Consider the following 13,139-nt stretch of genomic DNA (forward strand, 5'->3'; position numbering starts at 1 on the left):
AGTATCGTTGCGGGATCTTCTTCGGCCTGGGGCGGAAACTTCTATCAGTGGATCGATGGTGTGTGTCATGAGCGAAGGCGTCACCAAGGACAGTGTCGTGAGCGACGGCACGGTCGACGAGGCGATAACCGACGAGCAGCGCGCGGCTGTGGCAGAGTTCGTCGCTTCGGTGCCGATGGCGGCGATGGTCCACTCCATGCAGTTCGAGGTGGTCGGTGCCAACACACTGTGCGAGGAGATACTCGACTGCCCGGTGCAGGGCATGTTGGGTCGCCCCGTTGCCGATTTCGTGCCGCTCGGGGATCGCGCGTCGGCCAAGAACATGGCGCTGCAGCTCGAGCACCGATACCCCGTAGCCGGCTCGTCCGAGGGTGGTCGACCGATCGGAGCTCTGCGGCGAGTACGGCGCAGCGACGGTGAGGTCGTCTCCTGTTGGATGCACGTGGGGATCTCGACCATCGCCGGTCGGCGGTTCATCGTCGCACTGCTGGACCTGGTCAATCCCGTGGTCGACGACACCGTGCACTGGCGCGATCGCGCCGAACGCGACGATCTGACCGGCTTGCTGCGGCGGGGTCCCCTGTTGGCCCACGTCGACGAGTGGATCGCGGCCGATCGGCCGGTTGCCCTGGCGTTCGTCGATGTCGACCGATTGAAGTCGATCAACGACGCTCACGGTCATCCTGCCGGAGATGCCGTACTGGAGGCAGCGGGTCGTCGACTGCACCAGTGGTCGCCGCGTGGCAGTGTCGTCGGTCGATACGCCGGAGACGAGTTCGTGTTCGCGGTGACCGACGGGGTTGACGGGAGTTCGTTCGACAGCGCAGGACTCGCGGATTCGATCAGGGACGCGATCTGCGGTGAGCCGGTGCCGTTCGATTCTCGATTGCTCGTGGTGTCGGTGAGCGTGGGCGTTGCGGTGCGGGAGGCCGGCGAATCCAGAGATCGGCTCATTCGACGCGCCGACGAGCTGATGTATCGAGACAAGGCGTCCCGACCCACCTGAGGGTGCTCAGAACAGCACGAGCCACACGGCGACCAGGTGGCAGATTGCCGCCAACACCGTTGCTGCATGAAAGAATTCGTGATGGCCGAATGTCGTCGGCCACGGATTGGGCCATTTGGTTGCGTACAGCACGGCCCCGACACTGTAGAAGATTCCGCCCACGAGCAGCAGTAGAAACGGTGCGTAGCCGACGTGTTCGATCAGCGTGGGTGCAACCGGGACGATTGCCCAGCCCAGGATCAGATACAGCGGTACCCCGACCCATCGGGGAGCGGTGGGCCACAACATCTTCAGAGCCACTCCGGCAAAGGCCCCCAGCCACACGACGATCAGCAATGTGCGTCCGGTCGAGGCGGGCAGGCCCAGCACGGCGAACGGGGTGTAGCTGCCGGCGATGAAGAGGAAGATCATCGAGTGATCTGCGCGCTTCATCCAGATCTGCGACGCCGTGGTCTTCCAGGGCACACGGTGATACGTGGCACTGACCCCGAAAACCCCGCAGACGGTGATGGCATAGACGCCCGTCGCGAGCCCCGCGCTGACCGAGACCATGCTGAAGGCAAGCGTGACGAGCGTGATCGCACAGACCACCGCCACGCAGAACGCGTACAGGTGAATCCACCCGCGCATGCGAGGTTTGACGGGTATCTCGTCGAGTCCGAACATCGTCATGTCGATTGCCTCCCGTGCCGCCGTCGTGAACCTACGCAATCGTAGGTTCAGACGCTACTGTACCGGCCGCCCGCTCGCAGACGTCGGCGTAAGGTGATCCCCCGTGGTGATCAGAGCAGCGGTGACGAAGTAGTGGTGATCATTCCGCAGAAGGTGCGCGGCGTTCTCTACAACGTGTACGAGCGGCGTCTACTGAGTCAGCTCGACGGGGTGCAGCATCCGCGGCACGTGGCGGTGATGTGCGACGGCAATCGCCGCTGGGCGCGCGAGAACGGGTTCACCGACGTCGCGCACGGCCACCGTATGGGTGCCCTGAAGATCGCCGAGATGCTCGGCTGGTGTGACGCCGCCGGAATCGAGATGGCCACGATCTACTTGCTCTCCACCGAGAACCTCCGCCGAGATGCCGACGAGCTCGATTCACTGCTCGACATCATCACCGACGTCGTCGAGGAAATCTGCGGGCCCGAGATGAACTGGGGCGTCAAACTCGTCGGCACGCTCGACCTGCTGCCCGCGTCGACCTCGCGCCGGCTCAAGGAAGCGGCCGCACTCACCGAGGGACGGACGGGAACGCACGTCAACGTCGCCGTCGGGTACGGCGGTCGCCAGGAAATCGCCGACGCCGTGCAGTCCCTGGTGAGCGAGAAGATCGCCGAGGGCGTCACCGGAGACGACCTGATCGCCTCCATCAACGTCGACGGAATCGACAGTCACCTCTACACCTCCGGCCAGCCCGATCCCGACCTCGTCATCCGTACCTCGGGCGAACAGCGACTCTCCGGCTTCCTGCTGTGGCAGAGCGCGTACTCGGAAATCTGGTTCACCGAGGCCTACTGGCCCGAATTTCGACGCGTCGACTTCCTGCGGGCGCTACGTGATTTCGCGGCCAGACACCGACGTTTCGGTATCTGACGCGAACGGCCGGATCACTCTTCGATTCGTGCGCCTGCGAGCCGTGAGCTGTCGCCGGATTGCATGGCGGCCAACAAGGCAGCTCCATTTCGTCGAAGGCGCGATCGTGTCGGGATCGACAGGCTCACCACTACCCCCACCCCGATGACCGCGCCGAGCACAGCGTGTACCGGCCACGGGACGTGCACACCGCCGAGGTGAAGCAGAAGTGGAGGCAGAACGGCCACGCCGACCACGACGGTGAAGATCGTGTACTGCGCGCCTGCGGGATTTCCGGTGCGACTCGTCGCGGCGACGCGGTCGCGCGCGTCGGCACCGATCGCGGGCATGATCACCCCCAGCCACGGTGCACTCGCGCAGGCGGCCCCCGTGGCGGCCAGAGTCATTCCGCACGCGACCGCCGCCAAGGGTGATTCGCTGACCAGGCACAGTGCGAGGGTCAGAGCCGAGGTGGGGACACCGAACATCAGCAGCCAGGCGAGCTGTCGGCCACACACGTCGGCTCGGATCGCTCCTGGAGTCGTGAGGATCTGCCACAGCGCGGTGCCGTCGAGGGCGTAGGTGTTCACTGCAACCATCGCGCCGAGCGCCGCAGCCATGACGCCGATGAACGGCAGGGCCCAGGACCAGCTCGTCGGTGCGACAAGGGCGATCATGAGCAACGGGGTGATCCACGCGTGAATCGTTCCCAGTCTGCGATGCGGGTCCCTGAACCACGTCTTGATCTCCCGGTCGAACACCGCCCGCGTCGGTCCGCCTGGTCGCCGGCAGCGCGCGGGCGCGGACCGCCTGGCGTCGACGGTGCTGGGCGTCCGGGCCGGTGGCCTGCGCAGTTCACTCGCCGTCAGCACGATCCAGGCACCGCGGAGCACTATCGCTCCGGCGACGAGGCCCAGTAGCGGCAGGGCCACCGAGACGAGTGAGGCGGATGTCGTCGCGGCGAGCACGGCGGCAAGACCCCATCCTGTCGGCAAGGCGAGCAGCAGGTTCTCTATTCCGGCAGGCACAGTGCCCGCCACCGAGGGGGTGACGAGTTCCGTTCCGCCATCGCCGAGATCGGGTAGTACCACCGCGGCGACCGGCACCCAGCCCGCGAACGACACTGCGAGGAGCAACGACATCTGCACGGCCGCTACCCACGTCCCTGCGGTGGAGCGAAGCAGGCGGGCGACCACTGCCGCGACACACCGACCGAGCCAGAGCAGGAACATCAGCTGGGCAGCAAGGGCAAGCGCTGCGACGACGACAGCACCTGGCCCGTGGGCTGCGGCTACCACCACGAAACTGCTCAGCGCTATCGCCGTGACAACCGTTCCGACGCTTATCGCCTCGCTCGCTGCAAGATCCCGCGCGATCCTGGTCGGTCGCGCAGGCAGCGTCCTGAACCACTGCGGATCCAGGGTTGCCGACGATCCCGGAAGCAGGATCGGGCCGATCGCCCAGAACGCCCCGAACGCACAGATCCCCACGGTCAGCCAGCTCGGGTCGACCGTGCCGGAGGTCCCGAGTGCCGCGAGCACGACGATCCCGGACGCCACGATCGAGCCGACGACCAAGCCGAAGCCGCGCTCGTCGTGCGGACCGTGCCGGAGAATTCTCCACCGCATCGACGCGAACGTCGTGCTCATGCTCATGCCAACCACGTGATCTCGCTGTTCGCCGGTGCGCCGACGAGATCCACGAACGTGTCGTTGAGACTTCGGCCTGCTCTGACCGCATCGATGGTGCCCTCGGTGTGTATTCGGCCGTCCTTGATCAATGCCACCCGTTCGCAGGTGCGCTCCACGACGTCCATGAGGTGGCTCGACAGCAGCACCGTGCCGCCACCGGCGACGTATTGACCCAGCAGTCCTTCGATTGCCCGCGCGGAGACCGGGTCGATGGCCTCGAAGGGCTCGTCGAGCACCAGCACGCTGGGGCGGTGCAGCAGAGCCACGGCGAGGCCGATCTTCTTTCGCATCCCGGTGGAGTAGTCCACGATCAATGTCGAGGGCGCCCGGTCCAAATGCAGGATCTCGAGCAGGTCGGCTGCGCGCTTCGGCCAGTCCTTGCCGATCCGCCTCAACCGTGCGGTGTACTCGAGCAGTTCCGAGCCGGTCAGCCGCTCCGGGAGGGAGAGTCCCTCCATCATGATTCCGAGCGAACCGAGGAATCTTTCTCGGTCTGTCGCGGCATCGATTCCCGCGACCGTGACGGACCCGCTGTCGGGGGTCAGCAGGCCGGCAATCATCGCGAGTGTCGTGGATTTCCCTGCCCCGTTGGGGCCGACGATGCCGAAGAACGTTCCCGGGGGCACGGTCAAGTCGATCGCATCGACTGCGAGGTGGGTGCCGAAGCGCTTGGACAGCCCGTTCAGTTGGACTGCGGGGGTCACATCGGTGGTCATGATCGGACTCCTCGGAGGAAGAGAGATGTGAGTTCGCGCGCGTAGGCGTCGATGTCGAACTCGGGGTCGGCGACGATCTTCAGTGCCGCCCCGTCGATGCAGCGTCGCAACGTGTACGCCGTCAGGCGCGCATCCACCGCGCGGAATTCGCCTGTGCTCGAACCGAACTCGAAGAGCAGCGCAGTCCCGGCGATGATCGGCTCCTCGGCGTCGGGGCTGGCGTGCAGAGCACCGTCCCGGCCCCGCAGGTTCGGCATCACCTGTCCCAGCGCTGCCATTTCGCGCCGATGAGCTCCGATGAAGTCGAGATTGCCTTCGATGTACGCCTGAAGTTTGGCCGCGGCGGTCTGTGCACTGTCGATTCTCTGCTGCATCTCCGCGGATCCTTCCGCAAAGATCGTGGTGACCACTGTTTCGAGTACGGCCTCGTACAGGTCGTTGCGGCCGGCGAAGTGGTACGAGATCAAGCCGCGACTGATGCCGGCCTCCGCGGCGATCGCAGCCAGCGTGGTGCCGTGCCACCCGTCGCGAGCAAGGCAATCGATGGCCGCGTCGATGATCCGGCGCCGACGCACCTCTTGCGTCAGGGTCACCTTTCGTGCGGCATTCATGCGACTCCCTGGCATTGTGGTCAATAGTTTGGCATTGATGCCAAAGATAGCAGGGGCGAACGATGTCGGCAGCCTGGAACGGCACGACTGCCACGCCACTACGTACTTGTGGTTGTACCGCTACGTAATCTGTGGCGCGATCGGCGCGAGGCTCGGAAAATTCCCGATCGTGGACTACAACGTGCTCGGACCCATGGTGGTGCGCGACGGGGCAGGCGTGAAGGCGCTCGGTGGGCTCAAGCAGCGGGCCGTACTGGCGGTGCTACTGGTGGAGGCGGGAAACGTCGTCGAATTCGACCGGTTGATCGATCTCGTCTGGGATCGTCGTCCGCCGGCCAAGGCGTTGACGTCGTTGCGTGCGTACATGGCGAATCTGCGGCGAGTCCTCGGTGCGGACGACGGTGCCCGGCTCGTCACGACGTCCTGGGGCTACCGGTTGGATCTGGGTGGAGACCGATTCGATCTACGCGAGTTCGAGATGCTTGCGGCCCGCGGTCGTGACGCCTTCGGCCGGGGCAGGTTCGCCGAGGCCGACGGCCAGTTCGGTCGCGCTCTGGCGCTGTGGCGAGGCCCCGCTTTCGTCGAGTTCGGTGACCTGGGCTTCGCTGTCGACGAGAGGGTGCATCTGGACGAGGTCCGCGCCGTGGTGCTGGAATCGGCATTCGAGGCCCGCCTCCACCTCGGTCGGCACGAGACTGTGATCGCCGATATCGAGCGCGCACTACGGGCCTCGCCGCTGCGCGAACACCTGTGGGGCCAGCTGATGATCGCCCTCGATCGGTCGCACCGAACGGCCGAGGCGGTGGTCGCTTTTCGGCGGGCCGAGGCGATTCTGCGTACCGAACTCGGGGTGGCTCCCTCGCGCTACCTGCTCGATATCGAGGCCTCTCTGTACACCGGCGGTTCGGTCAATCGAGCAGTGAGCCTCGTAGCGATGTGAGCTCGGCGCGGGTGCTGATGCCCAGCTTTCCGAAGATGCGATTGAGGTGGGTCTCGACGGTTCGGATCGACAGCACGACGGCGTCGGCGATATCGCGGTTCGACAGGCCGGATGCGGCGAGGGTCGCGATCTGACGTTCGCGTGTGGTCAGCGCCGGGTCTCGTGTTCCGCGCAGGAGCGGGGTGCTGGGATGTCCGCAGCGTTCGGTGAGTACGTGGCCCTGCCTTCCAGCGGTCGCCGCTGCGCGAGGGTTGCTGCGCACCAACAGATTTCGTGCATGGAAATACATCTCGGCGGCGTGCAGATCCAGGCCGTGCTTCTCGGCGCTCGCAGCCACGGACACCGCCCGTTCGGCCACCGCCTGCTCCGATACCGCGCTGTCCGACCCGAGCGGAGAAGCAAGCACCTCGACCATGCGTACCTCGGTGCGGACCAGGTCGCCCTCGATCAGACCCGCCAGGTGGTGGACGGGAGCCAGCACCGCGGCTGCCGCGCCACAGCGGGCGGCGTCGACGTAGGAGAACAGGGCGGGCAGATGATGGTCGATGGCGGCGTGCGCCTCGGCCGAGGCGATGAGCAACTCGCGCGCCCGGTCGACGTCTCCGCGTGCCGCAGCAGCCCAGCCCAGCGCCGCGAGCCGTGTCCCGCGAGCTCCGAACAATGCGGGCGAGGCCGGGTTGTCGAGGTCGGCGGCCTCGATGACAGCAGATGCCTCCTCCGCGCGTCCGGCGAGCGCGAGCGCACGAACCAGATCGCACGCCACCATCGGCTCCATCGACCGCTGGCCGAGCGTGCCCGCGAGCGTGTAGGCCTCCGAGCACCAGCGGATCGCGTCGGTCGCGTGGCCCTGCGAGAGCAACACACCTCCCCGGGCCCACCCGAACCACGCCTGCTGCAACGGCGAGAACTGTTCCACCGCTTCGTCGTACCGGTACCGAGCGAGCGCCGATGCCTCCTCGAAGTTGCCGGCACAGGCGATCGTGAAGCATCGCGTCAGATCCAGCACCGTTGCCGCCGGGTTGTCGGGCCCGGGCTGCACACGGGCGAGCGCGGAGAACGCGGCCGACAATCGGCCGACAACGGTGGCCCCGGCGGCGACGGCGAAACTGGCCGAGATCAGCGTCGCACCCTCCAAGTCGTCCATCAGCGGCTCCAACAGGGCCAGTGCACCGGCAGTATCGCCGATGGCATGCATCATCAGGCCACGCTGCGCTCGTAGTTGCGATCGAACACCGGGGTCGACGATGGCGAGCTCCGTGCTCGAGTTCAGAGCCAGCGCCCGCGTCGGATCCGCCAGCCGCAGCACCATGTTGTCGGTACACGCGCGCACGGCCGTCGCGCGGCGGATGTCGTTGTCGGACCCACGTAGCAGCTCGTCGAGTCGCTGCTGGGCAGATTCGGTCAGACCGAGCTGGCTCTCGGCCGTCGCAAGAATCAGCTGAGCGTCGAATCCGCCGCCGGCCGCGGCAGCAGCCGAGGCCAGCTCCAGCGTCGTCTCGGGAGGAACGAAACGCCACGACAACCGAGCCGCCTCCACGGCCGTCTGCGCGTCGAGCGCGACGCCGGCGTGGATGCGCAGCAGGGCTGCGGTTACGCGTTCGCGAGGGCCGAGGCCGTCGGTGGAGGCGTCGAGCGCATCGGCAACCGTCAGGCTCAGACGTCGTCTGCGCAGCGTCGCCATGTCTTCGGTACGTACTTGCGCGGTGATCGGCGTCGCGAACGTCACCCGGTCGACGTTGTGCTCGGTGCGGACGGTGAGCACGCCGACCGATTCGAGTTCCTCGATCAGACGCGGATCGATCACCGCGGCAGCGGCTCCGAACGCCAGGGAACCGGCCAGAGCGACGATGTCGAGCGCATCGGCGATCTCGGTGGCTGTCGCATAGTCGGCGAGTGCGACCACCTCGGCCAGATGATCGCGCACCACATCGGCCAGACCGGCGGAGACGGGCAGGGGAGAGGTGAGTCGCCACACGCGCGACGAGACGGTCAGGGCCTGCCGCTCGACCGCGGTCGTCACCAGATCACGCAGCACGACCAGATTTCCCGCGGACAATGCGGTGACGGCGAAAAGCGCCGCGCTGTCGACTATCTCGTCATCCCGACGAAGCATGGACTCCATCAGGGATCGGCTCTGCTCCGGGGTGAGCGGCTCCAGATCGATGCGGTCGACCAGGCCGTCCTTCCACAGGCCGTCGAGCACCGGGGTGCGACGTCGACCGGCGCTGACACTGAGCAGAATGAACAGGTCCTTCGAGCCGATGCGGCGGGCGAGGAGCTCGATCGTCGAATCGGCCAGCCACTGGGCGTCGTCGATGACCACGACCGTGCGTCGGCCGCTGTGCGCCTCGGCCAGAGCGGCGGCCAGCGCCCGGTCGGATTCGACGGGGACGAACCCGGTGCCGGTCGGCATCACCGTCACCACTCGGTGTGGATGCCAGCCGAGGTGCACCAGCGAGCGCACGGCCTCGGTCAGCAGTCGGGTGCGGCCGACACCGGGCGCTGCCTGGACGGCCATTCCGCCGTACGTGCGAGCGGCATCCATGATCCGCTTCAGCTCGTCGGCGCGGCCGATCAGCGGCAGGTCTCCGATAGTCCGCCTCTCCACCGTCATTGGTGGATTATGGTCTACAACTTACGCAGGCGCAGCCGGTTGATCGCGTGGTCGTTGTCCTTGCGCAGCACCATCGTCGCTCGCGGTCGCGTGGGCAGGATGTTCTCCACGAGGTTCGGCAGATTGATCGAATGCCACAGATCCTCGGCTGCGATCTGCGCGTGATCGTCGGACAGGCCGGCGTAGTGGTGGAAGTGCGAGGACGGATCGGTGAACGACGTCTTGCGCAGCGCGAGAAAACGCTTGACGTACCAGCTCTCGATGTCCTCGATGCGGGCGTCGACGTAGATGGAGAAGTCGAACAGGTCCGAGACCATCAACCGCGGTCCGGTCTGCAATACGTTGAGCCCCTCCACGATCAGGATGTCGGGCTGCCGGACCATGTGATACTGGCCCTTGACGATGTCGTAGGAGACGTGGGAGTAGACCGGTGCGCCCACCTCTTCCGTCCCGGATTTGACCTCGGTGACGAATCTGAGCAACTTGCGTCTGTCGTAACTCTCGGGAAATCCCTTGCGATGCAGAATGCCTCGACGCATGAGCTCGGCCGTCGGGTACAGGAATCCGTCGGTGGTGACGAGGTCGACCCGAGGATGATGGTCCCACCGAGCCAGGAGTGCCTGCAGCACACGAGCTGTCGTCGACTTGCCGACGGCGACGCTGCCCGCGACACCGATGACGAAGGGGACCTGACGGTCGGGGTGCTTCTCTCCGAGGAACGTTGCGGTCGCCGCGAACAGTCGTTGCCGAGCCGCCACCTGGAGGTGGATCAGCCGCGCCAACGGCAGGTAGACCTCGGCCACCTCGTCAAGGTCGATCTGTTCACCGAGACCACGAAGACCGACGAGTTCTTCCTCGGTCAGCACCAGCGGTGTGGATTGGCGCAGCGTTCGCCACTGCACACGGTCGAACTCGACGTACGGACTGGACTCGCTCACGCGCGGCTCCCGTCGTGCGCGTTTTGCGTACTTGGGGGTACGCAAAACGCGCACGATGAGTCCGGAAGTCGCATGGCTTCAGATTGTGCTCGGTCGCGGACGCTCACGCACGGGCGGGGTCGTTCGCCGTACTAGGGTTCGGGTATGGATGCTGCTTCCCTCGTTCGTGAATACCTGCTGCTGGGCCTGAGTTTCGACCGACTCGAAGACGGATTCGTCGACGCGTACACCGGCGATCCCGAGTTGCGTCGTATCACCGAGAACGCCCCGGCACCCGAGCCACGTGAGCTGGTCCGTCGAGCACAGACACTGCGCGCCGAGCTCGGCAACGTCGATCTGACACCCGAGCGCACGACGTTCCTCGACGTCCACCTCCGCGCACTCGAATGCTCGGCACGCAAGTTCGCAGGCGAGGACATCGGCTTCGTCGACGAGGTGTACGCGTACTTCGACGTGCGAATCTCCGCCGGCGATCAGGACCAGTACCTGCAGGCCCACCGCAAGATGGACGAGGTCCTCGCCGGGCCGGGCTCGTTGAGCGAACGGTTGATCGCCCATCGCCGGAGCGACATCATTCCGGCCGACCGGCTGCAGGACTGCGTCGAAGCCTTCTCCTCCGCGCTGCGCGACCGCGTCCGTGCCGAGTACACGCTGCCCGACACCGAGAAGGTCACCTACGAGGTCGTCGGAGACAAGCCCTGGTCCGGATTCAACTACTACCTCGGCGACTTCCAGTCCACCGTCGCGATCAACTCCGACATCGAGCAGCAGATGGCCAATCTGCCGCACCTGATCGCGCACGAGTCGTACCCCGGCCACCACACCGAGCATTGCCGCAAGGAGACGGGGCTGGTGGGCGCAGGGCAGCTGGAGCAGACGCTGTTCGTGGTCAACACACCGCAGTGCCTGATGGCCGAGGGGCTGGCCGATCACGCCCTCGGTGCCATAGTGGGTGAGGGATGGGGTCTGTGGGCACAGGAGATCTACGCCGATCTGGGACTGCGCTTCGACGGCGAGAAGGCCGAGCGCCTCTCTGCTGCGTCGAGCCAGCTGCTGGGGGTGCGGCAGGACGCCGCGCTGCTGCTGCACGACCAGCACAAGAGCGAGGACGACGTGGCCGCCTACCTGGAGCGATGGTCGCTGGCATCACCGCAACGCGCCCGGCACAGCCTGCGTTTTCTGTCCTCCCCGCTGTGGCGGGCGTACATCAGCACCTACGTCGAGGGCTACAGGCTGCTGGCCGGCTGGCTGGACCAGGGCGAGACACTCGGCGAGCGTGCGCACCTGTTCGGCAGGCTGCTCGACGAGCCACTGACACCGGGTGCAGTACGCGTCTCGTAAACTGAGCTCGCCCCTTACTCTTGCTGTCCCTTGGAGACTCCCGTTATGACTGACGTCAACAACCTGTCACTGGCCGAACTCGATCCCGAGGTCGCGGAGGCGATGGCCGGTGAACTGGGACGTCAGCGCGACACCCTCGAAATGATCGCGTCGGAGAACTTCGTCCCCCGCGCCGTACTGCAGGCCCAGGGCAGCGTCCTGACCAACAAGTACGCCGAGGGCTACCCCGGACGTCGCTACTACGGTGGCTGCGAGCACGTCGACATCGTCGAAGACCTCGCTCGTAATCGCGCCAAGGAACTCTTCGGTGCCGAGTTCGCGAACGTGCAGCCCCACGCGGGAGCACAGGCCAACGCCGCGGTACTGATGGCGCTGATCAACCCGGGCGACAAGATCATGGGCCTCGACCTGGCACACGGTGGCCACCTCACGCACGGCATGAAGCTCAACTTCTCGGGCAAGCTCTACGAGGTCGAGTCCTACGGCGTCAGCAAAGAAGATCACCGCATCGACATGGACGAGGTGCGCAAGCAGGCCATCTCCGCCAAGCCACAGGTGCTCATCGCCGGCTGGTCGGCCTACCCGCGGCACCAGGACTTCGCGGCGTTCCGGTCCATCGCCGACGAGGTCGGTGCACTGCTGTGGGTCGACATGGCGCACTTCGCCGGACTCGTGGCAGCAGGGGTTCACCCCTCACCCGTGCCGTACGCCGACGTGGTCTCGTCCACCGTCCACAAGACCCTCGGCGGGCCCCGTTCCGGCATCATTCTGGCCAAGAAGGAATGGGCCAAGAAGCTCAACTCCGCCGTGTTCCCCGGCCAGCAGGGCGGGCCGCTGATGCACGCCATCGCCGCCAAGGCGGTCGCCTTCAAGATCGCGGCGACGCCGGAGTTCAAGGAACGCCAGGAGCGCACCCTCCTCGGTGCATCGCTGCTCGCCGAGCGCCTCACCGCGTCCGACGTCGCAGACAAGGGCATCTCCGTCCTCACCGGCGGCACCGACGTACACCTGGTACTCGTCGACCTGCGCAACTCCGAGCTCGACGGCCAACAGGCCGAGGATCTCCTCCACGAGGTCGGCATCACCGTCAACCGCAATGCCGTGCCCTTCGACCCGCGCCCGCCGATGGTCACCTCAGGCCTGCGCATCGGCACCGGCGCACTGGCCACCCGCGGATTCGGCGAGGCCGAGTTCACCGAGGTCGCCGACATCATCGGTACCGCCCTCGCCACCGGCGAAGCCAGCGATTCCCTCAAGGACCGCGTCGTGAAACTGGCACAGAGCACGCCGCTGTACGAGGGCCTCGAAGACTGGGGATTGCTGGGCTGACCCTGGCTCCTGCCTGCCCTTGCCCACCCCGGTCCGCGTCAATGGACCATTGCACCGCCCAGACGTATGCAGTGGTTCATTCACGCAGAATCCTGGTCAGGGTCGATGGACCATCGCACCGCTCAGACGTGTGCAGTGGTCCATTGACGCATCCGGGGAGGCACTCTCGGCACCGGTCTGTCGGCGACCCGGGGCGACGTCGACGTAACGCGTTGTTCACCGACACGCCAGACTTCCAGCGAGCCGATCCTGGATATCGGCGGTACCGTCGGCAGTAACAGGCAGCGGGGAAGCTGCCTGTGCGGGAGGTTCTGATACGTGACTGAGCTAGTGAGCGCGAGAGGGCCGGTACCCGGTCCTCGTGTCACCTGACACATCGGACCCGAC

General features: G+C 66.1%; 11 protein-coding genes. 5 read left to right on the top strand and 6 right to left on the bottom strand.

Annotation, left to right across the window (positions count from 1 at the left end; genetic code table 11):
• Positions 1 to 67: 67 nt before the first annotated feature.
• Positions 68 to 1,006 carry a sensor domain-containing diguanylate cyclase gene (locus CH275_RS26150; protein ID WP_179276357.1) on the top strand — a complete coding sequence of 313 codons (939 nt, stop codon included), beginning with the start codon at positions 68 to 70 and terminating at the stop codon, positions 1,004 to 1,006.
• Positions 1,007 to 1,012: 6 nt separating this feature from the next.
• On the opposite strand, the gene trhA is transcribed toward CH275_RS26150, so the two are convergent.
• Positions 1,013 to 1,678, bottom strand: a complete 666-nt coding sequence (gene trhA, locus CH275_RS26155; protein ID WP_094681010.1) for a PAQR family membrane homeostasis protein TrhA — start codon at positions 1,676 to 1,678, stop codon at positions 1,013 to 1,015.
• 132 nt (positions 1,679 to 1,810) lie between these two features.
• Between trhA and CH275_RS26160 the strand changes: the two genes are divergently transcribed.
• On the top strand, positions 1,811 to 2,593 hold the full coding sequence (locus tag CH275_RS26160) for an isoprenyl transferase (RefSeq protein ID WP_094681011.1): 783 nt from the start codon (positions 1,811 to 1,813) through the stop codon (positions 2,591 to 2,593).
• Between the two features lie 14 nt (positions 2,594 to 2,607).
• Here CH275_RS26160 and CH275_RS26165 read toward each other — a convergent pair whose 3' ends face one another.
• The 3 genes from CH275_RS26165 to CH275_RS26175 are packed head-to-tail and all read right to left on the bottom strand — an operon-like array spanning position 2,608 to position 5,590.
• A complete protein-coding gene (locus CH275_RS26165; RefSeq protein ID WP_143546876.1) occupies positions 2,608 to 4,227 on the bottom strand; it encodes a hypothetical protein in 1,620 nt (539 codons plus the stop codon).
• Positions 4,224 to 4,979, bottom strand: a complete 756-nt coding sequence (locus tag CH275_RS26170) for an ABC transporter ATP-binding protein (protein WP_094681013.1) — start codon at positions 4,977 to 4,979, stop codon at positions 4,224 to 4,226. Before CH275_RS26170 ends, CH275_RS26165 begins: the two co-directional genes overlap by 4 nt.
• A complete protein-coding gene (locus CH275_RS26175) occupies positions 4,976 to 5,590 on the bottom strand; it encodes a TetR/AcrR family transcriptional regulator (protein WP_179276358.1) in 615 nt (204 codons plus the stop codon). The genes CH275_RS26170 and CH275_RS26175 overlap by 4 nt, the downstream gene beginning before the upstream one ends.
• Positions 5,591 to 5,627: 37 nt before the next feature.
• On the opposite strand from CH275_RS26175, the gene CH275_RS26180 reads away from it, so the two are divergent.
• The gene (locus tag CH275_RS26180) at positions 5,628 to 6,530 is read left to right on the top strand and encodes an AfsR/SARP family transcriptional regulator (protein WP_179276359.1); all 903 of its coding nucleotides are present in this window, start codon (positions 5,628 to 5,630) and stop codon (positions 6,528 to 6,530) included.
• On the opposite strand, the gene CH275_RS26185 is transcribed toward CH275_RS26180, so the two are convergent.
• A complete protein-coding gene (locus CH275_RS26185) occupies positions 6,499 to 9,144 on the bottom strand; it encodes a helix-turn-helix domain-containing protein (protein ID WP_094681015.1) in 2,646 nt (881 codons plus the stop codon). The genes CH275_RS26180 and CH275_RS26185 overlap by 32 nt on opposite strands.
• A gap of 14 nt (positions 9,145 to 9,158) precedes the next feature.
• Positions 9,159 to 10,127 (bottom strand): type I pantothenate kinase, encoded by a 969-nt coding sequence (gene coaA, locus CH275_RS26190; protein ID WP_179276360.1) that lies wholly within the window; start codon positions 10,125 to 10,127, stop codon positions 9,159 to 9,161.
• A gap of 99 nt (positions 10,128 to 10,226) precedes the next feature.
• Here coaA and CH275_RS26195 point away from each other — a divergent pair, with 99 nt between their 5' ends.
• Entirely contained in the window at positions 10,227 to 11,423 is a 1,197-nt protein-coding gene (locus tag CH275_RS26195; RefSeq protein WP_094681016.1) for a DUF885 domain-containing protein, read from the top strand.
• Between the two features lie 45 nt (positions 11,424 to 11,468).
• Positions 11,469 to 12,752 carry a serine hydroxymethyltransferase gene (gene glyA / locus CH275_RS26200; RefSeq protein WP_094681017.1) on the top strand — a complete coding sequence of 428 codons (1,284 nt, stop codon included), beginning with the start codon at positions 11,469 to 11,471 and terminating at the stop codon, positions 12,750 to 12,752.
• Positions 12,753 to 13,139: the final 387 nt, after the last annotated feature.

Origin of the sequence: Rhodococcus sp. 06-235-1A (genome assembly GCF_002258785.1) — a bacterium.
GTDB lineage: Bacteria > Actinomycetota > Actinomycetes > Mycobacteriales > Mycobacteriaceae > Rhodococcoides.